At 70.5% G+C, this 23,935-nt stretch carries 18 protein-coding genes and 1 pseudogene; 9 read left to right on the top strand and 10 right to left on the bottom strand.

From position 1 onward, the window contains the following. Positions 1-316 precede the first annotated feature (316 nt). Both J7E94_RS03590 and J7E94_RS03585 read left to right on the top strand, forming a co-directional pair. Positions 317-646 (top strand): DUF3817 domain-containing protein, encoded by a 330-nt coding sequence (locus tag J7E94_RS03590; protein ID WP_215012209.1) that lies wholly within the window; start codon positions 317-319, stop codon positions 644-646. An 88-nt stretch (positions 647-734) separates the two neighbouring features. After that, the gene (locus tag J7E94_RS03585) at positions 735-2,435 is read left to right on the top strand and encodes a methylmalonyl-CoA mutase (protein ID WP_215012207.1); all 1,701 of its coding nucleotides are present in this window, start codon (positions 735-737) and stop codon (positions 2,433-2,435) included. Between the two features lie 104 nt (positions 2,436-2,539). Here the strand turns inward: J7E94_RS03585 and J7E94_RS03580 are convergent, their stop codons facing one another. Beyond that, entirely contained in the window at positions 2,540-3,172 is a 633-nt protein-coding gene (locus tag J7E94_RS03580; protein ID WP_215012204.1) for a TetR/AcrR family transcriptional regulator, read from the bottom strand. Positions 3,173-3,411: 239 nt separating this feature from the next. Here J7E94_RS03580 and J7E94_RS03575 point away from each other — a divergent pair, with 239 nt between their 5' ends. The 4 genes from J7E94_RS03575 (at position 3,412) to J7E94_RS03560 (ending at position 7,562) form a co-directional block, all read left to right on the top strand. Next, complete coding sequence (locus tag J7E94_RS03575) at positions 3,412-4,410, top strand: tetratricopeptide repeat protein (RefSeq protein ID WP_215012202.1); 999 nt, start codon at positions 3,412-3,414, stop codon at positions 4,408-4,410. A 592-nt stretch (positions 4,411-5,002) separates the two neighbouring features. Continuing rightward, the gene (locus J7E94_RS03570) at positions 5,003-5,641 is read left to right on the top strand and encodes a DUF6230 family protein (protein WP_215012200.1); all 639 of its coding nucleotides are present in this window, start codon (positions 5,003-5,005) and stop codon (positions 5,639-5,641) included. Between the two features lie 111 nt (positions 5,642-5,752). Beyond that, the gene (locus tag J7E94_RS03565) at positions 5,753-6,328 is read left to right on the top strand and encodes a DUF6114 domain-containing protein (protein WP_215012199.1); all 576 of its coding nucleotides are present in this window, start codon (positions 5,753-5,755) and stop codon (positions 6,326-6,328) included. Continuing rightward, positions 6,318-7,562: a hypothetical protein gene (locus J7E94_RS03560; protein WP_215012198.1), complete on the top strand. Its 1,245-nt coding sequence runs from the start codon at positions 6,318-6,320 to the stop codon at positions 7,560-7,562. Before J7E94_RS03565 ends, J7E94_RS03560 begins: the two co-directional genes overlap by 11 nt. 229 nt (positions 7,563-7,791) lie before the next feature. Here the strand turns inward: J7E94_RS03560 and J7E94_RS03555 are convergent, their stop codons facing one another. The 6 genes from J7E94_RS03555 to pta form a co-directional block, all read right to left on the bottom strand. Further along, positions 7,792-8,082, bottom strand: a complete 291-nt coding sequence (locus J7E94_RS03555) for a hypothetical protein (RefSeq protein ID WP_215012197.1) — start codon at positions 8,080-8,082, stop codon at positions 7,792-7,794. Positions 8,083-8,101: 19 nt separating this feature from the next. After that, positions 8,102-9,523 (bottom strand): hypothetical protein, encoded by a 1,422-nt coding sequence (locus J7E94_RS34145; protein ID WP_251056091.1) that lies wholly within the window; start codon positions 9,521-9,523, stop codon positions 8,102-8,104. Continuing rightward, positions 9,421-11,925 (bottom strand): hypothetical protein, encoded by a 2,505-nt coding sequence (locus J7E94_RS03545; RefSeq protein ID WP_215012196.1) that lies wholly within the window; start codon positions 11,923-11,925, stop codon positions 9,421-9,423. The genes J7E94_RS34145 and J7E94_RS03545 overlap by 103 nt, the downstream gene beginning before the upstream one ends. Before the next feature lie 377 nt (positions 11,926-12,302). After that, entirely contained in the window at positions 12,303-13,733 is a 1,431-nt protein-coding gene (pyk, locus tag J7E94_RS03540; protein WP_215012194.1) for a pyruvate kinase, read from the bottom strand. A 62-nt stretch (positions 13,734-13,795) separates the two neighbouring features. Further along, entirely contained in the window at positions 13,796-15,016 is a 1,221-nt protein-coding gene (locus J7E94_RS03535) for an acetate kinase (RefSeq protein ID WP_215012192.1), read from the bottom strand. Between the two features lie 57 nt (positions 15,017-15,073). Beyond that, positions 15,074-17,158, bottom strand: a complete 2,085-nt coding sequence (pta, locus tag J7E94_RS03530; RefSeq protein ID WP_215012190.1) for a phosphate acetyltransferase — start codon at positions 17,156-17,158, stop codon at positions 15,074-15,076. 275 nt (positions 17,159-17,433) lie between these two features. On the opposite strand from pta, the gene J7E94_RS03525 reads away from it, so the two are divergent. After that, positions 17,434-18,459 carry an ATP-dependent 6-phosphofructokinase gene (locus J7E94_RS03525; protein ID WP_215012188.1) on the top strand — a complete coding sequence of 342 codons (1,026 nt, stop codon included), beginning with the start codon at positions 17,434-17,436 and terminating at the stop codon, positions 18,457-18,459. Positions 18,460-18,553: 94 nt separating this feature from the next. Here the strand turns inward: J7E94_RS03525 and J7E94_RS03520 are convergent, their stop codons facing one another. After that, entirely contained in the window at positions 18,554-19,234 is a 681-nt protein-coding gene (locus J7E94_RS03520; protein ID WP_215012186.1) for a helix-turn-helix domain-containing protein, read from the bottom strand. A gap of 250 nt (positions 19,235-19,484) precedes the next feature. Here J7E94_RS03520 and J7E94_RS03515 point away from each other — a divergent pair. Further along, positions 19,485-19,607 (top strand): annotated as a pseudogene (locus J7E94_RS03515) (MerR family DNA-binding transcriptional regulator); the annotation flags it as partial. Between the two features lie 103 nt (positions 19,608-19,710). Beyond that, the gene (locus J7E94_RS03510; protein ID WP_374224386.1) at positions 19,711-20,067 is read left to right on the top strand and encodes a thioredoxin family protein; all 357 of its coding nucleotides are present in this window, start codon (positions 19,711-19,713) and stop codon (positions 20,065-20,067) included. Here J7E94_RS03510 and glgB read toward each other — a convergent pair. Together glgB and J7E94_RS03500 are read right to left on the bottom strand one after the other, a co-directional pair. Further along, the gene (gene glgB / locus J7E94_RS03505) at positions 20,057-22,351 is read right to left on the bottom strand and encodes a 1,4-alpha-glucan branching enzyme (RefSeq protein ID WP_308344482.1); all 2,295 of its coding nucleotides are present in this window, start codon (positions 22,349-22,351) and stop codon (positions 20,057-20,059) included. The genes J7E94_RS03510 and glgB overlap by 11 nt on opposite strands. Next, a complete protein-coding gene (locus J7E94_RS03500; protein WP_308344480.1) occupies positions 22,348-23,799 on the bottom strand; it encodes a phosphotransferase in 1,452 nt (483 codons plus the stop codon). The genes glgB and J7E94_RS03500 overlap by 4 nt, the downstream gene beginning before the upstream one ends. Positions 23,800-23,935 lie beyond the last annotated feature (136 nt).

Here is a 23,935-nt window from a genome sequence, read left to right as displayed (position 1 = left end):
GCGGCCCGGCCGGGGCCGCGCGTATCCCTAGTGCTGTGACCGGAAAGGTTCACCGGGTCGCGACGCTCCCCCGGCTACCTCCCCCAGACTCCGTCCGGGGGGACCCCCACGGAGGTGCCCCCAGGCACGGCACCTCGCCGCGTTGTCGGACCGCGCAAGTACGTCCAGTACGAGCCGCGGCCCTCCGCCTTGCGATGCACCGCACCGGACGCCGCGCCCCCGGCAGCCTCCCGGCCACAGCACCAGGGAGCCGGACCCGCCCCGCCTTCCCGGCCCCGGTCAAGATCGCGCAAAGCGGACGGTTAGGCTCGACGCCATGAAACGCAGTGTGCTGACCCGCTACCGGGTGATGGCTTTCGCGACCGCCGTGATGCTGCTGGTGCTGTGCACCTGCATGATCTTCAAGTACGGCTTCGACAAGGGCGCCGATCTGACCTTCGTGGTGTCCCAGGCCCACGGTGTGCTCTTCATGATCTACCTGGTCTTCGCCTTCGACCTGAGCTCCAAGGCCAGGTGGTCCTTCGGCAAGATGCTCTGGGTCATGATCAGCGGCACCATCCCGCTGGCCGCGTTCTTCGTCGAGCGCAAGGTCCGCGCCGAGGTCGAGCCGCTGGTCACGGACGGTCTCGCGACCGCGAAGGCCTAGTGCGCCAGTAGGGCGAAACTCCCCCGGGGGCATCTCCCCCGGGGTTGCCCATCGACATTTACTAGGACGTCCTAGTAAATTCATGGGTATGGACGCTGACGCCATCGAGGAGGGCCGCCGCCGCTGGCAGGCCCGTTATGACAAGGCCCGCAAGCGCGAGGCAGACTTCACCACGCTCTCCGGCGATGCCGTCGATCCGGTCTACGGGCCCCGGCCGGGCGACGCGTACGAGGGTTTCGAACGCATCGGGTGGCCGGGGGAGTACCCCTACACACGGGGCCTGCACGCCACCGGGTACCGAGGGCGGACCTGGACCATCCGGCAGTTCGCCGGGTTCGGGAACGCCGAGCAGACCAACGAGCGCTACAAGATGATCCTGGCCGCCGGCGGCGGCGGGCTCTCCGTGGCCTTCGACATGCCGACCCTCATGGGGCGGGACTCCGACGACCCCCGCGCCCTCGGCGAGGTCGGGCACTGCGGGGTCGCCATAGACTCCGCCGCCGACATGGAGGTCCTGTTCAAGGACATCCCGCTCGGCGACGTGACCACCTCGATGACCATCTCGGGCCCCGCCGTACCCGCCTTCTGCATGTACCTGGTCGCCGCCGAGCGGCAGGGCGTGGACCCCGCCCTGCTCAACGGCACGCTCCAGACCGACATCTTCAAGGAGTACATCGCCCAGAAGGAGTGGCTCTTCGAGCCCGAGCCGCACCTGCGCCTCATCGGCGACCTCATGGAGTACTGCGCCAAGGGCATCCCCGCCTACAAGCCGCTCTCCGTGTCCGGCTACCACATCCGCGAAGCCGGGGCGACGGCCGCGCAGGAGCTCGCCTACACCCTGGCGGACGGTTTCGGCTACGTGGAGCTGGGTCTCTCGCGCGGCATGGACGTGGACCACTTCGCGCCCGGGCTCTCCTTCTTCTTCGACGCGCACCTCGACTTCTTCGAGGAGATCGCCAAGTTCCGCGCCGCCCGCCGCATCTGGGCCCGCTGGATGAAGGAGGTCTACGGCGCCAAGAGCGACAAGTCCATGTGGCTGCGCTTCCACACCCAGACCGCCGGTGTCTCGCTCACCGCGCAGCAGCCGTACAACAACGTCGTCCGCACCGCCGTGGAGGCCCTCGCGGCCGTCCTCGGCGGCACGAACTCCCTGCACACCAATGCCCTCGACGAGACCCTCGCGCTGCCGAGCGAGCAGGCCGCCGAGATCGCCCTGCGCACCCAGCAGGTGCTGATGGAGGAGACCGGCGTCGCCAACGTGGCCGACCCGCTGGGCGGTTCCTGGTACGTCGAGCAGCTCACCGACCGCATCGAGGCGGACGCCGAGAAGATCTTCGACCAGATCAAGGAGCGCGGCCTGCGCGCCCACCCGAACGGGCAGCACCCGATCGGGCCGATCACCTCGGGCATCCTGCGCGGCATCGAGGACGGCTGGTTCACCGGGGAGATCGCCGAATCGGCCTTCCAGTACCAGCGGTCGCTGGAGAAGGGCGACAAGCGGGTCGTCGGCGTCAACGTCCACCACGGCTCGGTCACCGGGGACCTGGAAATCCTGCGGGTCAGCCACGAGGTCGAGCGCGTACAGGTACGGGAGCTGGCCGAGCGCAAGGCCCGGCGCGACGACGCGAAGGTGTCGGAGTCGCTGGCCGCGATGCTCGATGCCGCCCGGGACGGCTCGAACATGATCCCGGCCATGCTCGACGCGGTACGGGCCGAGGCCACCCTCGGCGAGATCTGCAACGTCCTGCGCGACGAGTGGGGCACCTACACCGAGCCGCCGGGCTTCTGACGGCGCTTCCGCAACGGCCGGCCGTGCCCACCGCAGGGTGGGCGCGACCGGCCTTCCTGTGTCCGTACCGTACGGGCGTGAACGCAGGGGCGGGCGGACCGCGTTCAGGCCGGGGCCGGGCCCCGGAGGCCGTGCATCAGGAGGGCCGTGAAGGTGGCGACCCAGAGTTCGTCCACCGGCTCGGAGCTGACCAGGGCGCGGTGCACCACCGTGCCCGCGATGACGTCGAAGATGAGGTCGGTGGTGCGGCCCGCCAGCGCCTCGTCCTTTTCGTACGGGAGTTCCCCGCGGGCCTGGGCCCGTTCGCGACCCAGTACGACGAGACGTTTCTGCCGGTCCACGATGGCCGACCGGATGCGGTCGCGCAGGGCCTCGTCCCGGGTGGACTCGGCGACCACGGCCATCAGGGCCGTACGGGCCTCCGGGCGCCGCAGCAGCTCCGCGAACTGCAGGACCACATATTCGACATCGGCTTCGAGGGAGCCCCGGTCCGGGAGTTCGAGGGAGTCGAAGAGTTCCGCGACCGCGTCCACGACCAGCTCGTTCTTGCCGGCCCAGCGCCGGTAGAGGGTGGTTTTGGCCACCCCTGCCCGGGCCGAGACGTCGCCCATCGTCAGCTTCGACCAGCCCAGCTCCACCAGCGCGTCCCGCGTCGCGGCGAGGATGGCGGCGTCCGCGGCGGCGCTGCGGGGGCGTCCGGTGCGGGCGGGGCTGGAGCCGGGACTGGGGTTGCGCATGGCCGAGACCATACCCGCCGGTAGCCAGTTGGCCGGATTCCGCAACGCTGTGGTTCAGATCACGGGCGCCGGAGGGCCGGGAGGAGTTACGCTACGACTCGTAGCGTAAGAGCGACAACCACGCGAAGGGCTACAGGCGTCAGGTGGGGACCCGGCGCCGCACCGCGGAACGGCCGTAGGACGACGGCAATTCACGCGATCTTTTTCATCGGCGCGCGCACACGGGGGAGGATGTACGCATGCAGCCCAGAAACATGTCCATGAGCGGCGTCGTCGACCTCGCCGCGGTGAAGGCGGCCGGTGAGGCCAAGGCCAAGGCCGAGCAGGCCCGCGCCGAAGCGGCACGGCAGGCGGCCCAGGGCGGCGGGGCCGGTCCGGCCGCCGGCGCCGTGCCGCCCTCCGCCCTCGTCATCGACGTAGACGAGGCCGGCTTTGAACGCGATGTGCTCCAGCTCTCCGCCGAGGTCCCGGTCGTCCTGGACTTCTGGGCCGAGTGGTGCCAGCCGTGCAAGCAGCTCAGCCCGCTCCTGGAGCGACTGACCATCGAGGCCAACGGCCGCCTCGTGCTCGCCAAGGTCGACGTCGACGCCAACCAGATGCTGATGCAGCAGTTCGGCATCCAGGGGATCCCGGCCGTCTTCGCCGTGGTCGCCGGCCAGGTGCTGCCGCTGTTCCAGGGCGTGGCCCCCGAGCAGCAGATCCGCGAGACCCTCGCCCAGCTGGTCCAGGTCGCCGAGGAGCGCTTCGGGATCCTCGGCATCGAGGTGGACCCGAGCGCCGAAGGGGCGGCCCCGGCGGCTCCGGCCGAGGTCCCGGCCGGCCCGTACGACGCCCTGCTCGAGGCGGCCGTCGTCGCGCTCGATGCCGGTGACCTGGGCGGTGCGGTGCAGGCCTACAAGAACGTACTGGCCGACGACCCGGGCAACACCGAGGCCAAGCTGGGTCTGGCCCAGGCCGAGCTGCTCACCCGGGTCCAGCACATGGACCCGCAGGCGGTGCGCGCCACGGCCGCCGAGAAGCCGCGCGACCCGGCGGCGCAGATGGCCGCGGCGGATCTGGATCTGGCCGGCGGTCATGTGGAGGACGCCTTCGGGCGCCTGGTGGACACCGTGCGCGTGACGTTCGGTGAGGACCGGGACGCCGTACGGGTGCGCCTGCTGGAGCTGTTCGAGGTGATCGGAGCCGACGATCCGCGGGTGGCGGCGGCGCGGACGGCGCTCGCACGGGTGCTGTTCTAGAGGCGGCGTCCAGAGGCGCTCCGGCGGCCGGTGAGCCACCGGCTTTGTTGACACATAGATAAACAGCGGCCGCGCTTTGCCAAAACTTGGCAATCGCGGCCGCTGTTACTCGCAGTAAATCGAACCCCGTGAACTGTCCGGTGTGTTCACTCTTCCACCGATCTGTCGTGGCCCTCGGTTACACCCTGTGTTGCTGCCCGATGGTGGCGGGTCGTGTGCAGGTTATCAGGCCGTTACCCGCCAGTAACGAACCCCCTTGTGCCCCGGCCGGGAATGGACCACGATCGGCCACGCTCGGTCCTTCCCGCAGCGCCGCTCATCCGGAGCCGCGGTGGAGGGTCCCCACCGAGCCGCCCGGTGGCAGTGGCACCGGGTGTGGACAGGGGGGTCTCCGCCACACGGTGGGGCCTGTCCTCCAGGTTGCGCGAACGCGTGGCCCAGTGGTTGTCGCTCGGGGGTGATCGCCGGTGTTTCGGACGTGGCACAGCCGCGGCCCGGCCGCCTGCGCTCCTTCCCGAGGACGTAGCACTTCTCCCATCCCAGGACGGGCACGGCCCGGACCGGAGATGTACGTCCGAGAAGGAGGAACAAAATGAGTTCTCAGGTTCGTGGCGGGACCAGATGGAAGCGCTTCGCGCTCGTCATGGTCCCGAGCATCGCGGCCACGGCCGCGGTCGGTGTGGGTCTGGCGCAGGGTGCCCTCGCGGCGTCCTTCAGCGTCTCCGGCCAGGACTTCAAGGTCTCGGCCGACAAGCTCGACGGTGACAATCTCATCCAGTACGGCGGCATTGCCGAGGGTCATGACCTCAAGGGCAACGCGCAGCATCACCCGGTCACCATTTCCGGGTTCAGCCACGCCGAGATCACCAACATGTGCCAGTCACTGGTGACCCCGACGCCGCTGGGCAACATCACGCTGCAGCTGCGGACGGGCCACAAGGGCAAGCCGGCCGTCGCCGACAACATCTACCTGGATGTTGCGGAGCTCGACACCGACGCCGAGTTCAAGAACCTGGACATCGGTGTCGCAGTCGGCGACGCGAGCCACAAGACCAAGCCGCAGGCCGGCACGGTCGCCAGCCCGTACGCGTTCTCGCAGCGCGCCGACAAGGCGATCCTGTCGAACGTGCGCCAGAAGGCGTGGGCGACCACGGCGGGCACCTTCAAGCTGCCCGACCTGAAGCTGCGCCTGCTCGGCGGCGACCAGCCGTGCTACCAGGACGAGAAGTAATCCGTCCAGGCGAGTGACCGGAGGGCGGTCGGCGGCGAGATTCCCGGTCGCCGCCCGCCCGTCCGGGCTCCAGAGATCTTCCGTACCACCGTTTCCAGGGAGCTGTTGTCCATGAACCCCCAGGCCCCGGTTTACGTTCGCGCCGAAGACGACGCCTGGCTGACCATGGTGTGGTACCGCTTCTACGCCTGGCGCGGCCGCCGTCCCTTCTGGGCCGGGCTGTTCACCCTCTTCAGCGGCTTCCCGATCGCGTACTTCCCGTACGCGGACCTCCGGCTCGGCAACCTCAGCCTCGCGATGGCCACCACCGGCGGCGCGGGTGCACTGATCATCGGGATCCTGCTGATCACGCTGGGGCTCGCCCTCTGGTTCCAGCAGGCGATCCGGGTGTTCGCCGGCGTCGCCTCGATCCTGCTGGCCCTGGTGTCGCTGCCGGTGTCCAACCTCGGCGGCTTCGGGCTCGGCTTCGTCCCCGCGATCCTCGGCGGCGCCCTCGCGCTCGCCTGGGTACCGGGACAGCCGGCGGACGAGGCTCCGGCGGACGGCCGGTCGGCCGCGGTCGACCTGGGGAAGGCGGAGACGATGGCGGGCCCCCACGGCGTCCCGGGACAGCGCGACACGGAAACGCCGGCATACGCGAGCGAGACGACTGCCCACGCCGATGGCGGGAGGAACAGTGCGGGGTGACGAGACGCAGCGGGGCGTGGCCCCAGGCGCGCAGTCCCGTGAGAACAAGGGTCCGCGGCACGCGGCGCCCAGGAAGTCGCTGCTGAACAAGCTCCAGATACCCGTCGGCAAGACGATGGCACTGGCGGCCATGCCGACGGCCGTGTTCGTCGGAATGGGCATGGCGCCGAAGCTGGCCGTGGCCGACGAGAAGGACATCCCGTTCGCCCCCGGGCCGTGCGTGACGCGGTCCGACGAGCCGACGCAGTCGCCGTCCCCGACGGCCTCGACGAAGCCGTCGCCGAGCGCTAGCGCGAGCGCGTCGCCCGGCGCGAGCCCCTCGCCGTCCGCTTCCGCGAAGCCGAAGCCGAGCACCTCCCCGTCCCCGTCCCCGACGGCGACCAAGCCCGCGGCGGACACGAAGGCCACGGCCCAGGCCACCGCGCCGTCACCGTCGCCGACCAAGACCACGAACCCGCTCGACCCGCTGGGGGTCGGCGACGCGCTCACGAACCTCCTCACCCCCGGCAAGGACGCGCAGCCGACGGCGACCCCGACGCCCGCGCCGCCCACGACGACCGCTCCGAAGCCCGCTGCCCCGGCCCCGGACCCGGCGGCGGACGCCATCCGGGACGCGGCGAAGAAGGCCGGAGCCGAGGTCGAGGACCTGTCCGACGAGGTCAAGGGCACCGCGAAGACCCCGAAGGACGAGACGGGCGAGGACAAGGCCACGCCGGAGGCGACGAAGGACGCGGACGGGAAGGAACCCTTCCCCTGCCCGACCTACGACGCCCAGGCCCTGGCCGACGCCAAGCTGGAGCAGGGCGTCCCGCTCCTGCCGGACGAGCCGTGGTACCTCGACAGCTCCCTGCTGACCCTCTACGGCCTGGACTACCACGGCATCGTCGAGGTGAAGACGGCGGGCGGCAAGACCAAGAAGGTCCTGAAGTTCACGGCGGACTCGCTGGACATCAAGGACCTCTACCAGACGGTCGGCAAGGAGGGGAACGTCGCCCACCTGAAGTCCCGCCCCGGCTCCACCTCCAAGATCCGCGGCGGCACGGTGACGATGTACACCGAGAGCCTCAAGGGCAACCTCTTCGGCCTGATCCCGATCGAGTTCACCCCCAACAGCCCGCCGCCGCTGAACGTCCCCTTCGCGTTCTTCACGGACGTCAAGGTCATCCAGGCCGGCCAGTTCGGCGGCACCCTCACGGTCCCAGGCCTCAAGAACTACATCGGCCCGCCGGAGTAGCCGCAAAACGCCAAGGCGGCGCCCCCTGATGGGGTGGCGCCGCCTTTTGGCGTCCGCCTCGGGCGAACTTCAGGTACCCGCTGAGCGTATGGTCGGCCGAGCCCCTTCGAGCACGTCCTGCATGACGGGCGCCGGATGCCCCGGTCCATCGGCTGGTGGTCCGTACGCGCGAAGCTCCCGGCAGCGCAGATGCTGCCGGGAGCTTCGCTGTCATGAGTGCGGCCGGTGATCAGTCGCCGATGAAGAGGAGGTATCCGCTACGTCGGATGGCCAGTTGAGCACTGTCCAGGATGGCTTGTACGACAGGGGTCACCTCGTTGGGGGGGAGTGCCTCCAGCTCTTCAATGAGACGACGAAGCTGCAGACTGTTGAACAGGGTGTCCCCGTATCTGGATACGCCTGCACGCAGACTCTCCCGGGGAGCCGCCTCGCACATGCGGCGAAAAGAGTCTTCGGGATCATCGATGAGGAATCCGATTTCGTCCCGCCTCAGGTCTTTGACGTAGATCCCCAGCCCCATGTCGCTCTCCTCTTGAACCCTAGTGGGGAAACATTGTAACGACATCCCCCCACCCATTGATTACCAGTGTGACCCGCTGCGCAGGCATTGCGCCATTGCCTGCGGATGTGAAACCCACACCTGTGCGCGAGAACGTCTTCTCGTAGTAGCCTCTAGCGTTCTGCGTGAATTCTGCGGCGTCCTTCATTCCTACTTCAAATATTTCCTGCAGTTGCGCATCTGTTATCTCAGGCTTGAAAAGACCCTTTGATGCATCCACTCCAGTTCCCCCGGGAACGTGGTACTTCCTGATCTCGTCGATCGCCCGCTCGTCGAGTTCGGGCATGTGGACGCCCTTGGGGAGGTTGCACTCCTTCGGGTCGAGGTTGCTGAGCGCACGCTGCGGCGAGGCCGATGCCTTGTAGGCCGATACCGCTGTCGGCCCGGGAACTGTGGGGCACCCGGGCTTATGCTCTGGGTTCTTCTTCAGCTTCTCGATCAGGTTGCGGTAGCGCTCGAGCACCCGCTTGCCTTTGGCGGATTCCTCGAAGAATTTTGTGACGCCCGCCACGACCCGCGCGATGGCCTTGGAGACGGCAGGGAGCTTGCCGACGACGAGGACAATGGACGCCACGTTGACGAGCGTCCAGAGGCATCCCTCGACATCGCCCTTGGTGAGGCATCTCTTCAGGTCATTGACGCCGATGACCTCGAGAAGGATGTCAGCGCCGTTGGCCTTGACCCAGTCGATGACGTCCTGGCTGGCGATCGCCATGGCAGCACGCCATTCGTCGACGCAGCTCTGCCCGCATTCCTTGAGGAGTAGTTCTTCATCGCTGGCGGACAGAGCAGGGCCAGCGTTGACGGCAGGGCTGTTCGAGATCCACTGCGCCCGCTCGGCTTCGACGCGCGCGGCTGCTTCCGCTTCAGCCCGCGTGGCCGCAGCATTGGCGTCCTTGGCTGACTGCTCGGCATTGGCCGCCGCCTTTTCGGCTGCGGTGGCATCGGTCTCCGACCGGACCGCAGCCGTGTTGGCCGCAGTGGCGTCCCGAGAGGCGGAGTCGGCGGCGGAACGGGCGCTGACGGCGCTCTTTTCGCCTTCGGTCGCCTCGTTGTTGGCTCCTGCCGCCTCACTGGCGGCGTCCCGTGCCGCGCTGCTGGCCAGGACCGTGTCCTGGCCAGCCTGGGCGCTGTATGCCTTTGTCTTCTCGTCCGCCTTCTTGGTGGCTTCAGCGGCCTTGGCCGCATCAGCGGCCGACGCGCGAGCCGCCGCGACGGACTTCAGCGCCGCAGCAGTGTCGGCGGCCGCCGCGGCCGCCGCCTGGGCTGCGAGCTTCTCGTCACCGGCGGCCTTGTCTGCTAGCGACTTCGCGGCGGCCGCGGCCTTGTCCGCCTCGTTCGCTTTAGCTGTGGCGGCGGCAGCCTGCTGCTCGGCGTGGGTCTTGGACGCCTGGCCGACCAGGACGGCGAAGGCCGCCGCCGAGTCGGTTTCCCGGTAGGGGGTACCCATCGCGATCGCCGTGTTGGCCGGCGCAATGGCCCGGGCTGCGGAATCACGGGCCGCAGAGGCTGCCTGGCTGGTGGCGTACGCGTACCCGGCGGTGACTGCTGACCAAGCGGCCGTCTTAACGGCCTCGGTACGGGCGGCTGCGGCTTCCTTGCTCGCCTGCGCCGAGGTGGCCTGCGCCTTCTTGGCCTCCGTATCGGCCTTGGTGGCGTTTGCTGAGGCGGCGTCGGAGGCGTCGATGGCGTCTGCCGCGGCAGCGTGGGCAGTCTGCGCGGCGGAGTAACTATCCCACCACGCGGCCCACGCCGTGTCCGCGTCCGCCTTGGCACGCTGCGCTGCTCCCTCGGCTCTCGTGGCAGCGGCGCGGGCACTGACGGCCGCGGTACTCGCGGTGTCGGCGTCCGTACGCGCTCTGGACGCCGCGCTGGCTGCGGTATTCGCGGCGGCGCGGGCGTCGGTCGCCGCCTGCCGCGCTTCTCCCGCGGCCGAGGTTCCCACCGCGCGTCGGCCGCGGCTTCGAGCGCCGCGGCACGGGAGGCCTTGGCTTCCTTGTCCCGCTCGGCCTTCTCTGCCGCGAAACGGGCCAAGTATGCGCGGTGCTCGGCGAGTTCCGCCTCAGCCCGTTTCGAGCCGGCGGCGGTCGCCTCGCCTTCGGCGGTCGTGCGCGCCCGGGCAGCCGTCTCCTTCTCAGCCAGCGCGCGCTGCTCGGCCGCCTGGGCCTTGCCCCGCTCGGTGGCGGCCTGCTGCCGCGCCGCGGCCGCAGTGGCCTTCTCCTTCTCAGCCTTGACCCGCTGGTTCTTCGCGGTCTGCGCCGCGAGGCGCGCCGTTTCCTGCGCCTTCTCGGCGGTGGCCTGAGCGGCCTGGGCCTTGGTGGCGTTCTCTGCGGCTTCCTTGGCCTGGGCGGCCGCCGAAGCAGCGGCAGCCTTGGTCTGGGCAGCGGCCTCCTGTGCGGCCACACGACGGAACTCGGTGCTCAGGGCGTGCGACTGGGTCTGTGCGAGAGCGTAGAGCGTCTTACTGTCCGCGACGGTCGCCTTGGCGGCGTTCGACGCGGTCAGCGTGGCCTTCGCCGCCGCTTCGGCCGCGGCGGCCGAGGCCTTGGCGACCTGGACGGACTGCTGTGCGAAGAGCAGGCCGCGCCCGCGTGGGGTCTTCGCCCCGTCGGCGATGTTCCACGCGATGCTTTGTGCGGCCCCGGCCTTGTCCGCGGCCGTCTTTGCCGCGGCCGAGGCGGTGGCGGCGATCTTCGCTTGGTCGGCCGCCTTGGTTCGCGCGGCGGCGAGGTCCTGGTTGGCCTTGGTGAATATGGCGGCCGCGGGTCGGCCCGACGCGTTGGCGGGCTGGCCCGCCCAGTACTTCTGCCAGGTCAGGATCTGGTCGGCGAGCCATGCCTGGCCGAGGGCCTCGATCATGGCCTCGGAGGACTTGCGTACCTCGGCTGCCGCGGCAACCTCGGCGTCGACGATGTCGGCGCGCGGCTTGGCCTGGGCCGCGTACTCCTGCTCCCACTCTAGGTGGGCGGTCACGACGATGGGGGACATGACGCGGTAGTAGTCGCCCGGGTTACGGCTGTCGCAGGAACCCCAGGCGACCTTCAGCGCTTCGACTTCGAGGCGAAACTCGACCGAGTCCTCGGCGGGCGTCTGCTTCATGTAGCCGCCGAGCCGCAGGTAGCGGGCTATGTCGCTCGCGCTGGGCGAGCGGTAGTTGCTGTTCGGCGCGTCCCGAAGCATCCCGTCGGTGACGAAGTCGTTGTTGAGGTCCTGGCCCTTGAGCTCAGCGGCCAGCGCCTTCGCCTTGTCCAGAGCCGCGGTGGACGGCACGGCATGGCCGTCGGAGCCCAGCTGGTTGTAGAGGTCGCGTTGGGGCCCGAGGGTGAAAGCGACGACGTCCTTATCGAACTGCGGGGCGTACTGCGGGATGCCCGCGCCGGTGCCGGACTTCCAGTACGGGTAGTTGGACGCCTCCCAGCGCTCCCGGCGCTCCGCGGACGCGACCGGTGAGCCCTCGTAAGAGTCGCGGTCCTTGACCCGCGCCTGGTGGAGCGGGTCCATGCCGGTGGCGAGGTCGGTGGCCTTGGCGAGCTCGGCGGCCGGACCCGTGAGGGCTTTGGCCGCCGTCTTCTTCATCTCGGGGCCGCCGATGTGCAGGGCGAAGCCCCCCGCGCAGCGGTCGAGACGGGCCTGCTCGCCCAGGCTGATAGGGCGGTACGGCGGCTCGGTGTCCGGCGGTACCTCGACCGCGCCGGCGGGGGCGGCCTGGATCAGGCCGACGAGGACGGCGGACGCGGTGAGCAGGGCGGTGCCTGCCAGTCCGCGCCGCAGGGCGTCGCGCGTGGCGCGCCGCCTGCCTCGCAAGAGGGTGGGAGGGTGGTTCGTTGCACGTACTTGCCTGTCTTCAGGGCGTTGTGGTCAGCCCGAAGGAAGGCTCGAAATGGCTACCGCGCCGCGATACAGCGACGCGGTGGTGCAGGTGTTGGTGTTTCCCCCTCGTGCACGGTCAGTGCACAGCCCCCGTTTGCCCTCCCCAGGGCGTTTCGAGAGTTTCATGATCCGGTTACCGTCGGTAGCTGAATTTCGGCCATTAGGCGCTGTATTCAGCCATATATCTACTGGGAAGTAGCCGGAACGCGCCGAGGGCGGCACCCCCGGGACATCGGGGGCGCCGCCCTCGGCCTCTGTGCGGCAGAGTTCAGGCGGTGCCTGGGGGCACCTCCCAGCGGTAGCTGGGGGAGTCAGTCGCGGGCGGCGCCGCCCAGGTGGTGGACCCGGACCATGTTGGTGGTGCCCGGGACGCCGGGGGGCGAGCCGGCGGTGATGACCACGGTGTCGCCCTCGTTGTAGCGGCCGAGCTTGAGCAGCTCGCCGTCCACCAGGTCGACCATCGCGTCGGTGTTGTCCACGTGCGGGACCACGTACGACTCGACGCCCCAGCTCAGCGCGAGCTGGTTGCGGGTGTTCACGTCGGTGGTGAAGGCCAGGATCGGCTGCGTGGCGCGGTAGCGCGACAGCCGGCGGGCCGTGTCACCGGACTGGGTGAAGGCGATGAGCGCCTTGCCGTCGAGGAACTCCGCGATCTCGCAGGCCGCGCGGGCGACGGAGCCGCCCTGGGTACGGGGCTTCTTGCCCGGGACCAGCGGCTGGAGGCCCTTGGAGAGGAGCTCCTCCTCGGCGGCCGTGACGATCTTCGACATCGTCTTGACGGTCTCGATGGGGTAGGCGCCCACCGAGGACTCGGCGGACAGCATGACCGCGTCGGCCCCGTCGAGGATGGCGTTGGCGACGTCGGACGCCTCCGCGCGGGTCGGGCGGGAGTTGGTGATCATCGACTCCATCATCTGGGTCGCGACGATCACCGGCTTGGCGTTGCGGCGGCACATCTCGATGAGCCGCTTCTGGACCATCGGGACCTTCTCGAGCGGGTACTCGACGGCCAGGTCGCCACGGGCCACCATGACCGCGTCGAACGCGTCGACCACGGCCGCCATGTTCTCGACGGCCTGCGGCTTCTCCACCTTGGCGATGACGGGGACCCGGCGGCCCTCCTCGTCCATGACCTTGTGGACGTCCTTGACGTCGCTCGCGTCGCGGACGAAGGAGAGGGCGACCATGTCGCAGCCCATCCGCAGGGCGAAGCGGAGGTCGTCGACGTCCTTCTCCGACAGGGCGGGGACGTTCACGGCGGCACCCGGCAGGTTGATGCCCTTGTGGTCCGAGATGACACCGCCCTCGATGACGATGGTCCTGACCCGCGGGCCCTCGACCTCCGTCACCCGGAGCTCGACGTTGCCGTCGTTGATCAGGATCTGGTCGCCCTTGGCGACGTCACCCGGCAGGCCCTTGTAGGTGGTACCGCAGATGGACTTGTCGCCCGGGACGTCCTCGGTGGTGATGGTGAACTCGTCACCGCGCACCAGCTCGACGGGACCCTCGGCGAAGGTCTCCAGACGGATCTTCGGGCCCTGGAGGTCGGCGAGGACGCCGACGGCACGCCCGGTGTCCTCGGAGACCTTCCGGACGCGGTCGTACCGCTCCTGGTGTTCTGCCTGGGATCCGTGGCTGAAGTTGAATCGGGCCACGTTCATACCTGCCTCGATGAGCGCTTTCAGCTGCTCATACGAGTCGACGGCGGGGCCCAGCGTGCAGACGATTTTGGAACGGCGCATGGAGCGGATCCTATCGGTTTGTTTCGTAGCGGAATATTCCGTCTGGTGGAAAGTCCAAGTGACTACTGAGTAACGAGCGCATACGCCTGGGTGGCGATCTCCAGTTCTTCATCCGTCGGGACCACGGCCACGGCCACCCGGGCATGGTCCGCCGAGACCAGCCGCGCCTGCGGGGAGCGCACCGCGTTGGCCTCCGGGTCCAGCGCCAGGCCCAGCTCGGCCAGGCCGTCCACCGCAGCCTCCCGGACCTGGGGGGCGTTCTCGCCGACCCCGGCCGTGAACGCCACCGCGTCCACCCGCCCGAGCACCGCCGAGTAGGCGCCGATGTACTTCTTCAGGCGGTGGACGTACGCCGCGAAGGCGGTGCTCGCCGCCTCGTCGCCCTCGCCCGCCCGCCGCAGCACCTCGCGCATGTCGTTGTCGCCGCACATGCCCAGCAGACCGCTCTTCTTGTTCAGGAGCGAATCGATCTCATCCACCGAGAGGCCGCCCACCCGCGCCAGGTGGAAGATGACCGCCGGATCGAGATCGCCCGAACGGGTGCCCATGACCAGACCCTCCAGCGGGGTCAGGCCCATGGACGTCTCCACGCACACCCCGCCGCGCACGGCCGAGGCCGAGGCGCCGTTGCCCAGGTGCAGCACGATCACGTTCACGTCCGCCACCGGCCGGCCCAGCAGCGCGGCCGTCGCCCGGGAGACGTAGGCGTGCGAGGTGCCGTGGAAGCCGTACCGCCGGATGGCGTACTTGTCGGCCGTCGCGGCGTCGATCGCGTACCGCGCCACGTACTCCGGCATCGTCGAGTGGAAGGCCGTGTCGAAGACGGCCACCTGCGGGAGGTCCCCGCGCAGCGCGCGCGCCACCTCGATGCCGGTCACGTTCGCCGGGTTGTGCAGCGGGGCCAGGGGGATCAGGCTGCGGATCTCCGCCAGCACCTCGTCGTCGATGACGGTCGGCTGCGTGAACCGCGTCCCGCCGTGCACCACCCGGTGCCCCACCGCGGCCAGTTCGGGGGAGTCCAGGCCCATCCCGTCGGCGGCCAGCTCCGCGGCGACGGCCTGGAGCGCCGCCTCGTGGTCGGCGATCCGGCCGACCGTCTCCCGCTTGCCGCCCTCGGCACCCGGGCCGGTCAGCGGCTCGTGCACCAGCCGGGAGGCGTCCTCGCCGATGCGCTCCACCAGGCCCACCGCCAGCCGGGAGCGGTCCGCCATGTCGAGGAGCTGGTACTTGACCGACGATGAGCCGGAGTTGAGGACGAGTACGCGCGATGCGGTGACGGTCACGGTGGGGGTCTTTCCTTGTCGCAGTCGTGGTTCGGTGGGAGGTCGGTGCCGGTCCGGTCAGGCGGGGGGCGCCGGCGTGCCCTGCGCCTGGATCGCGGTGATGGCCACGGTGGTGACGATGTCCTGCACCAGCGCGCCGCGGGAGAGGTCGTTGACCGGCTTGCGCAGGCCCTGGAGGACCGGGCCGACCGCCACCGCGCCCGCCGAGCGCTGCACGGCCTTGTACGTGTTGTTGCCGGTGTTGAGATCGGGGAAGATCAGCACGCTGGCGCGGCCGGCCACCTCGGACCCGGGCAGCTTGGTCGCGGCCACCGAGGGCTCCACGGCCGCGTCGTACTGGATCGGGCCCTCGACGGCCAGGTCGGGGCGCTGCTCCCGGACGATCTCGGTGGCCTTGCGGACCTTGTCCACGTCGGCGCCGCTGCCCGAGGTGCCGGTCGAGTACGAGAGCATCGCGATCCGCGGCTCGACGCCGAAGGCTGCCGCGGTGGCGGCCGACTGGACGGCGATGTCCGCGAGTTGCTCGGCGTTCGGGTCCGGGTTGACGGCGCAGTCACCGTAGACGAGGACCCGGTCGGCCAGGCACATGAAGAAGACCGAGGAGACGATGGACGCCTCGGGCTTGGTCTTGATGATCTCGAAGGCCGGGCGGATGGTCGCGGCGGTGGAGTGCACCGAGCCGGAGACCATGCCGTCGGCCAGGCCCTCCTGGACCATCAGGGTGCCGAAGTAATTGACGTCGGTGACCACGTCGTTGGCCAGCTCGACGGTCATGCCCTTGTGGGCGCGGGCCTTCGCGTAGTACTCGGCGAAACGTTCCCGCATGGGGGAGGTGGCCGGGTCGATGAGCTGTGCGCCCGAGATGTCGATGCCGAGGTCGCCGGCCTTCTTCAGGATCACCTGCTCCTCGCCCAGCAGGGTCAGATCGCAGACCCCCCGGCGCAGCACCACGTCCGCGGCGCGCAGCACGCGCTCCTCGGTGCCCTCCGGCAGGACGACACGGCGGCGGTCGGACCGGGCCCGCTCCAGCAGCTCGTGCTCGAACATCATCGGGGTGACGCGCTCCGAGCGGGCCACCGACAGCAGGTCGCGCAGCTCGCCGGTGTCCACGTGCCGCTCGAAGAGGCCGAGCGCGGTCTCCAGCTTGCGCGGGGTCGCGGAGTTCAACCGGCTCTGCAGCGAGAAGAGTTCGGCGGCGGTCGGGAAGCTGTTGCCGGCCACCGACACCACCGGCGTGCCCGGCGCCAGCTTCGAGGCCAGCGTCAGGATGTCCGGGCCCGGGCGCTCGTTCAGGGTCAGCAGCACCCCGGCGATCGGCGGGGTCCCCGAGGTGTGCGCGGCCAGCGCGCCGACCACGAGGTCGGAGCGGTCCCCGGGGGTGACGACCAGACAGCCGGGGGTCAGGGCGTTCAGGAAATTGGGCAGCATGGCGCCGCCGAAGACGAAGTCCAGGGCGTCGCGGGCCAGCCCGGCCTCGTCGCCGAGGAGCACCTCGCCGCCGAGCGCCCGGGTGATCTGGGCGACGGTCGGGGCGGACAGCGACTTGTCGTCCGGGAGCACGTAGCAGGGCACGGGCAGCCGGGCGGCCAGCCGCTCGGCTATGAGGTCGCGGTCCTCGGGAGCCACCCGGTTGACCACCATCGCGACGACGTGGCAGCCCAGGCTCTCGTACGCGCGGTAGGCGTTGCTGGTCTCGGCGCGCACGGCCTCGGCGAGGTGCTTGGTGCCGCCCACGACGGGAACGACCACCGCCCCCAGCTCGTTGGCGAGGCGGGCGTTGAGCGCCAGCTCGTCCGGGAGGTTGGTGTCGGCGTAGTCGGTGCCGAGGACCAGCATGACCTCGTAGTCCCGGGCCACCTGGTGGAAGCGGTCGACCAGCCGGGAGACGAGCTCGTCGGTGCCCTTCTCGGCGAGGATCGCCGAGGCCTCCTGGTACTCCATGCCGAAGGCCGTCGCGGCGTCCTGGTCGATCCGGTAGCGCGCCTTGAGCAGATCGAAGAGCCGGTCCGGTGCGTCGTGGAGCAGCGGACGGTAGACGCCGACCCGGCCCGTCTGCCGGGTCAGGAGCTCCATGATCCCCAGTTCGACGACCTGGCGGCCGTCCCCCCGCTCGATACCGGTCACGTACACGCTGCGCGTCACGCGTGCTCTCCGTCCATGTGTGTCTGGGAGTCGATTGACCCAGTTAGGGTGGGCTTGACCTCTTGACAATACCTCTGCGGATGGATAGGGCGCCCCCGGGGAAACAGGCCCTTCCCGGGGGGTCCAAAGGCCCTGTGGGCGGAGCAGCACAAAGCGCGCCGCACCCTTCGCCCGTGGAACAATCGGACAGGCTTCACCAATACGCCTTTCATATGTACGGCCGCCCGCCCGCAGGCGGACGGCCAGGTACGACCAGGAGCAGGAGACACAGCACGATGCGTATCGGAGTTCTCACCGCAGGCGGCGACTGCCCGGGTCTCAACGCTGTCATCCGGTCGGTCGTACACCGTGCTCTGGTCGGGCACGGGGACGAGGTCATCGGTTTCGAGGACGGTTTCAAGGGCCTCCTCGACGGCCACTTCCGCCCCCTCGACATCAATGCAGTCAGTGGCATTCTCGCCCGCGGCGGCACGATCCTCGGTTCGGCGCGCATGGAGCGCGCCCGCCTCCACGAGGCCGCCGAGAACGCCCACGAGCTGGCGAAGCGCTACGGCCTCGACGCGCTCATCCCGATCGGCGGCGAGGGCACCCTGACGGCCGCCAGGATGCTGTCCGACGCAGGGATGCCGGTCGTCGGCGTGCCGAAGACCATCGACAACGACATCTCCTCCACCGACCGTACCTTCGGCTTCGACACCGCCGTCATGGTCGCCACCGAGGCCATCGACCGCCTGAAGACCACCGCCGAATCGCACCAGCGCGTGATGGTCGTCGAGGTCATGGGCCGCCACGCGGGCTGGATCGCCCTGGAGTCCGGCATGGCCGGCGGCGCCCACGGGATCTGCCTGCCGGAACGCCGCTTCGAGGTGGACGCCCTGGTGAAGATGGTGGAGGAGCGATTCGCGCGCGGCAAGAAGTTCGCCGTCATCTGCGTCGCCGAGGGTGCGCACCCGGCCGAGGGCTCCATGCCGTACGAGAAGGGCGCCATCGACCAGTACGGTCACGAGCGCTTCGCCGGCATCGGCAACCGCCTGGCCATCGAGCTGGAACACCGGCTGGGCAAGGAGGCCCGCCCGGTCATCCTCGGCCACGTCCAGCGCGGCGGCGTGCCGACCGCGTACGACCGCGTCCTGGCCACCCGCTTCGGCTGGCACGCCGTCGAGGCCGTCCACCGCGGCGAGTTCGGCAACATGACCGCCCTGCGCGGCACCGACATCGTGATGGCCCCGCTGGCCTCCGCCGTCACCGAGCTGAAGACCGTCCCCGAGAACCGTATGTACGAGGCCGAGTCGGTGTTCTAGGCACCCGGTGGACGCGGTACGGGCGGGGCTCCCGAGCCCTACGGGATCTCCGGGATCTCGGGGGCTTCCGCCCCCACCTCCCGGGCCGAACGGCCTACGACGCACCGCCCGCGAGATGCCAGAAGCGGTCCACGATCTCGGCGAGGAACTCCCGCCCCGCGTCCCCGCTGGCCGTCCCGCCCCCGCCGCCCCAGCTCAGTGTGGCCACCATCCGCGACTGGTAGTCCGCGTGCAGCTGCTCCAGCACGGCCTCCAGGTGGCCCTTGGGTATCGGCAGCAGCTTGGCCAGCGGCTTGACGTACGCCTGCCAGCGGGTGGTCACCGCACTGCGCAGCAGGTCCGCCAGCTCGTCCTCCTTGCCGGTGGCCGTCACGAACTGGGCGAGCGTCAGCCCCAGCACCGTCGCGAGGGCGGCGGACTGCCGCTCGTTGCCCTTCCAGCGCCCGGCGTCCTCCATCTTCTGGTAGGAGTTCGTCTCCAGGCCGATGCGCCGGGCGAGGTCGTCGACGGACAGCCCCCTCGCGATGCGGTGCTCACGCAGGGTGACCGGCTCCGCGAGCAGCTCCCCGGGTGAGCACCACAGGACGCCGGCGAGGGCCGTGAGCTCGGCCGAAGTGGGCGAAATCTCGCCACGCTCCCAGGCCATCACGGTCTCGGGCGCGACGATCAGTCCGTACTGGGCACGCAGGCCATAGGCGACATGACCGGGAGCCATGCCCAGGGCCGCGCGCAGGCGACGCGCGGCGGGGGCATTGAAAGGTGGGCTGGAGTGCACACGGCACACCGTAGAAGTGGCTGGGCTTCGCCGCCTACAGACCAAACAAACAAGCCCATAACTCGTAGGAACGTCCTATGAAGTGAGGGGTTTTTGGCGGGTTTCCCGGCGACTGTCCGGTAATCGGTGCACTCGAAGATCCACTACTGGGTACGGTTCCAGCCAACACCCTACGGCGCAAGGCCTCTCACAGCCCCTCCACATTTCACCGCCTTGCCTTGACGTCAGCGTCAAGCATGAGCGTCGGGGCATGCGAATCGGCGAACTGGCGGAGCGGGCCGGGACCAGCACGCGGACCCTGCGGTACTACGAGTCGCGCGGGCTGCTGCCCGCGCGGCGCGCGGACAACGGCTACCGCACGTACGACGAGGGCGACCTGCGCCTGCTGCGCCAGATCCGGATGCTCCAGGACTTCGGCTTCGAGCTGGAGGAGACCCGGCCGTTCGTGGACTGCCTGCGGGCCGGCCATCCGGCCGGTGACTCTCCCCCAGCTACCGCTGGGAGGTGCCCCCAGCCCCGCCTCGCTCGCCGTCTACCGGCGCAAGCTCGCCGAGCTGGACGGGCTGATCGGCCGGCTGGCCGACGTACGGGACCAGGTCGCGCGGCAGCTCGCCGCCGCCGAGGAGGCCGACCGGCTCAAGGTCGTGCAGATCGACGCCGACACCAACCCGGAGACCGTCACGCGGTACGGGGTGCTGTCCATGCCGACGCTGCTCGTCTTCCGCGACGGCGAGCCCGTCCGGCAGATGGTCGGGGCCCGGGCCAAGCGCAAGCTGCTCCAGGAGCTGGAGGAGCAGTTGGCCCGGGCCGCCGGAACGGCCGCTACGGCCTGAGCCAAACCGTGGCCAGCGGCGGGAGCGTCATCCGCAGGCTCACCGGCCGGCCCTGCGCCGGCACCGGCTCGGGGCGCAGCGGCTGCAGGTGGCGCACGCCGCTGCCCCCGTACTGCTCCTCGTCCGTGTTGAGGACCTCCCGCCACATCGGGACCTCCTCCGGCACCCCGATCCGGTACCCGTGCCGGACCACCGGCGAGAAGTTCGACACGCACAGGAGCTGCGAGCCGTCCTGTGCGTACCGCAGGAAGGCGTAGACGTTATCCTCGGCGGCCTCCGCCTCCACCCAGGCGAAGCCCTCCGGCACGCTGTCGCGCTCCCACAGGGCGGGCGTCGCCGTGTAGGTGCGGTTCAGCTCGCCGACGAGCGTCTGTACGCCCCGGTGGTCGCCGGCCGCCGAGTAGGAGGAGTCCAGCAGCCACCAGTCCGGGCCGTGCGCCTCCGACCACTCGGAGCCCTGGGCGAACTCCTGCCCCATGAAGAGGAGTTGCTTGCCGGGGTGGGCCCACATGAAGCCCAGGTAGGCGCGGTGCGCGGCCCGCTGCTGCCACCAGTCGCCCCCGGGGATCTTCGACACCAGCGCGCCCTTGCCGTGCACCACCTCGTCGTGCGAGATCGGCAGCACGTAGTTCTCGCTGAACGCGTAGACCATTCCGAAGGTCATGTCGTGGTGGTGGTACTTGCGGTGCACCGGCTCCTTCGACATGTAGCGCAGGGTGTCGTGCATCCAGCCCATGTTCCACTTCAGGCCGAAGCCCAGGCCGCCCGAGTCCGTCGGCCGGGTCACCCCGTTCCACGCGGTGGACTCCTCCGCGATCGTCACCACGCCCGGGCAGCGCCGGTACACGGTGGCGTTCATCTCCTGCAGGAACGCCACCGCGTCCAGGTTCTCCCGCCCGCCGTGCTCGTTCGGCGACCACTCGCCCTCCTGGCGCGAGTAGTCCAGGTAGAGCATCGAGGCCACCGCGTCCACGCGCAGCCCGTCCACGTGGAACTCCTCGCACCAGTACACGGCGTTGGCGACGAGGAAGTTGCGGACCTCCTTGCGCCCGTAGTCGAACTCCAGCGTTCCCCAGTCCGGGTGCGCGGCCCGCCGCGGGTCCTCGTGCTCGTACAGCGGCCGCCCGTCGAACTCGGCGAGCGCCCAGTCGTCGCGCGGGAAGTGCGCGGGCACCCAGTCGACGATCACCCCGATCCCGGCCCGGTGCAGCGCATCGACCAGGAAGCGGAAGTCGTCCGGCGCGCCCATCCGGGAGGTCGGCGCGTAGAAGCCGGTGACCTGGTAGCCCCACGAGCCGCCGAAGGGGTGCTCGGCGATCGGCATCAGCTCGACGTGCGTGAAGCCGAGCTCCTTCACATAGGCCGGGAGCTGCTCGGCGAGCTGCCGGTACGAGAGCCCGGGCCGCCAGGAGGCCAGGTGCACCTCGTACACCGAGAAGGGGGCCTGGTGCAGGGGCCGGGCGCCGCGGTTCGCCATCCACTCGGCGTCCTCCCACGTGTAGCGGGAGGCGGTGACCACCGAGGCGGTGGCCGGCGGCACCTCCGCGGAGCGGGCCATCGGGTCGGCGCGCAGGGTGCGGCTGCCGTCGGGGCGCGTGATGTCGTACTTGTAGAGCGCCCCGGCGCCCACGCCGGGCAGGAAGAGCTCCCACACGCCGCTCGCGCCGAGCGAGCGCATCGGGAAGGCGACGGAGTCCCAGCACGTGAAGTCCCCGGCGACCCGGACCCCCTGGGCGTTCGGCGCCCACACCGTGAACCGGGTCCCGGGCACCCCTTGGTGCTCGATCGGCTCGGCGCCCAGCGCCTTCCACAGCTGCTCGTGCCGGCCCTCGCCGATCAGGTGCAGGTCCAGCTCGCCGAGGGACGGCAGGAACCGGTACGGGTCGTGGACCTCTGTCTCCGCGCCGTCGTACGCCACCAGGAGCCGGTAGTCCGGCACCTCGGTCAGCGGCAGCAGCCCGGAGAACAGTCCGTCGCCGTCGTCGTGGAGCTCGGCCCGCAGCCCCTTGGCGATGACCGTGACCGCCTTGGCGTACGGGCGCAGGACGCGGAAGGCCACCCCGCCCCGCTGGGTGTGGGCGCCGAGCACGGCGTGCGGATCGTGGTGCCGGCCCTCCAGCAGCCGGGCCCGTTCCTCCCCGTCGAGCGGGGGTGCCGGCCGGACCCCGTGGGGAGGCGCGGTGCGGCGGGCACGGGGCGCGCGCGGTTTGCCCGGAGCGGCCGGGACGGCGGGTGCGTCTTCGTCGCGGACCTCGGTCGGCGACGGCTGTCGTGCGGCGCTCACGCGAGCGGCCTCCTCGGGGGCTTCTGATGGGCGGTGGGGTGCGGGGCGATGGAGCCGGGGGCGGGCGGGGGCGGCGGCATCCGGTGGGCGGGCCGCTGGGGCTCCGAGAGCCGCCGGATCGCGGCCATCGGGACGTGCAGCCAGTCGGGGCGGTGCCGGGACTCGTAGCGCGCCTCGTACACCGCCTTGTCGGTCTCGTACGCCCGCAGCAGCACGGGGTCCTCCCGGGGGTCGCTGCCCGTGGTGCGGGCGTAGCCCTCGCAGAAGGCGGCCCGGCAGTCGTCCGCCCAGGCGGGTGCGAACGGCCGGTGCGAGCGGGCGGCGTAGTCGAAGGAGCGCAGCATCCCGGCGATGTCCCGCACCGCCGGCTCGGGGCGGCGCCGGTCGGCCAGGGGCCGGGCCGGCTCGCCCTCGAAATCGATCAACGACCAGCTGCCGTCGAGGGTGCGCAGGGTCTGGCCCAGATGGAGGTCCCCGTGGATCCGCTGGGCGGGCACCCCGGAGCCCCGGGAGGCGGCCAGCGCGTCGAACGCCCCCCGCAGCCCCGACTCGTAGGGCCGCAGCGCCGGCACCTCGCGGGCCGTGGCGGCCAGCCGGGCCGTCATCCCGGCGGCGAGCCGGGCCGTCTGCTCCGGCCCGAGCGCGACGGTGGGCAGGGCGGCGGCGAGCGCGCTGTGCACCTCGGCGGTGGCCCGGCCCAGCGCGTGCGCCTCGGCGGTGAAGTCCGCCCCGGCGCCGAGCCGGCGCAGCGCGAGCTGCCAGCCGTCGTCGGAGCCGCGCAGGTACGGCTGGAGCACGCCCAGGGTCAGCGGCTCGCTCCTGGGCAGCTCGGCCTCGTACCAGGCGACGGGCGCCGGGACCCGGGTGCAGCCGGCGGCGGCCAGGGCTCTGGGCAGCTCCAGGTCCGGATTGACCCCGGGGCCGACCCGCCGGAAGACCTTCAGGATGTACGAATCCCCGTAGATCAGCGAGGAGTTGGTCTGCTCGCCGGACAGCTGCCGGGGAGCGAGCCCGGCCTGGATCGGCGCCTCCGGGTCCCGGTCGAAGCGCAGCGGACCGAGGGCGCCGGGGGAGCGCAGCCGCTCCAGCAGCATGGCCGCGAGGCGCGGATCGCCCAGCGCCTCGTACACCGCGCGCCCCGCGAACGGGCCGTGCTCGGCGTGGCCGATCAGCGTGGGCGCGAGGGCGGGCGGCAGCGACGGCCGGATGCCCAGCAGCAGCTGGTAGCAGTCCCCGTCCACGTCGAGGAGCACGTGCAGCATTCCGGGGTTCGAGCCCGGCGGCAGCAGTTCGGCCGTCGATACGGCCCTGAGCCTGCTGATGGGGCGGCCCTTGCCCGCGAACCAGCGCTGTGTGGGCAGCCAGGCCCGCAGCATCGGTTCCAGCGGGCCGATCCCGGCGGCCCGGTCGGCCGTCAGCCGGCTCCGGGCGGATGCAGCCTCCGACATGGCGTCGCGTCCTTTCCCCGGGCCGTCACAGAGTGCGCAGAGTGTCCGGGATGTGCGGCAGTTGCTTCTCCGGTATGTGCGAGTGTCGGGTCAGGATGGTCCGTACAGGGCGGGCGATTGACCCGTTTGAGCTGCC

It is taken from the genome of Streptomyces sp. ISL-94, from assembly GCF_018614075.1.
In the GTDB taxonomy this organism is placed as follows: domain Bacteria; phylum Actinomycetota; class Actinomycetes; order Streptomycetales; family Streptomycetaceae; genus Streptomyces.
The sequence above is the reverse complement of the archived record's forward strand: the minus strand, read 5'-3'. Positions and strand labels throughout refer to the sequence as shown.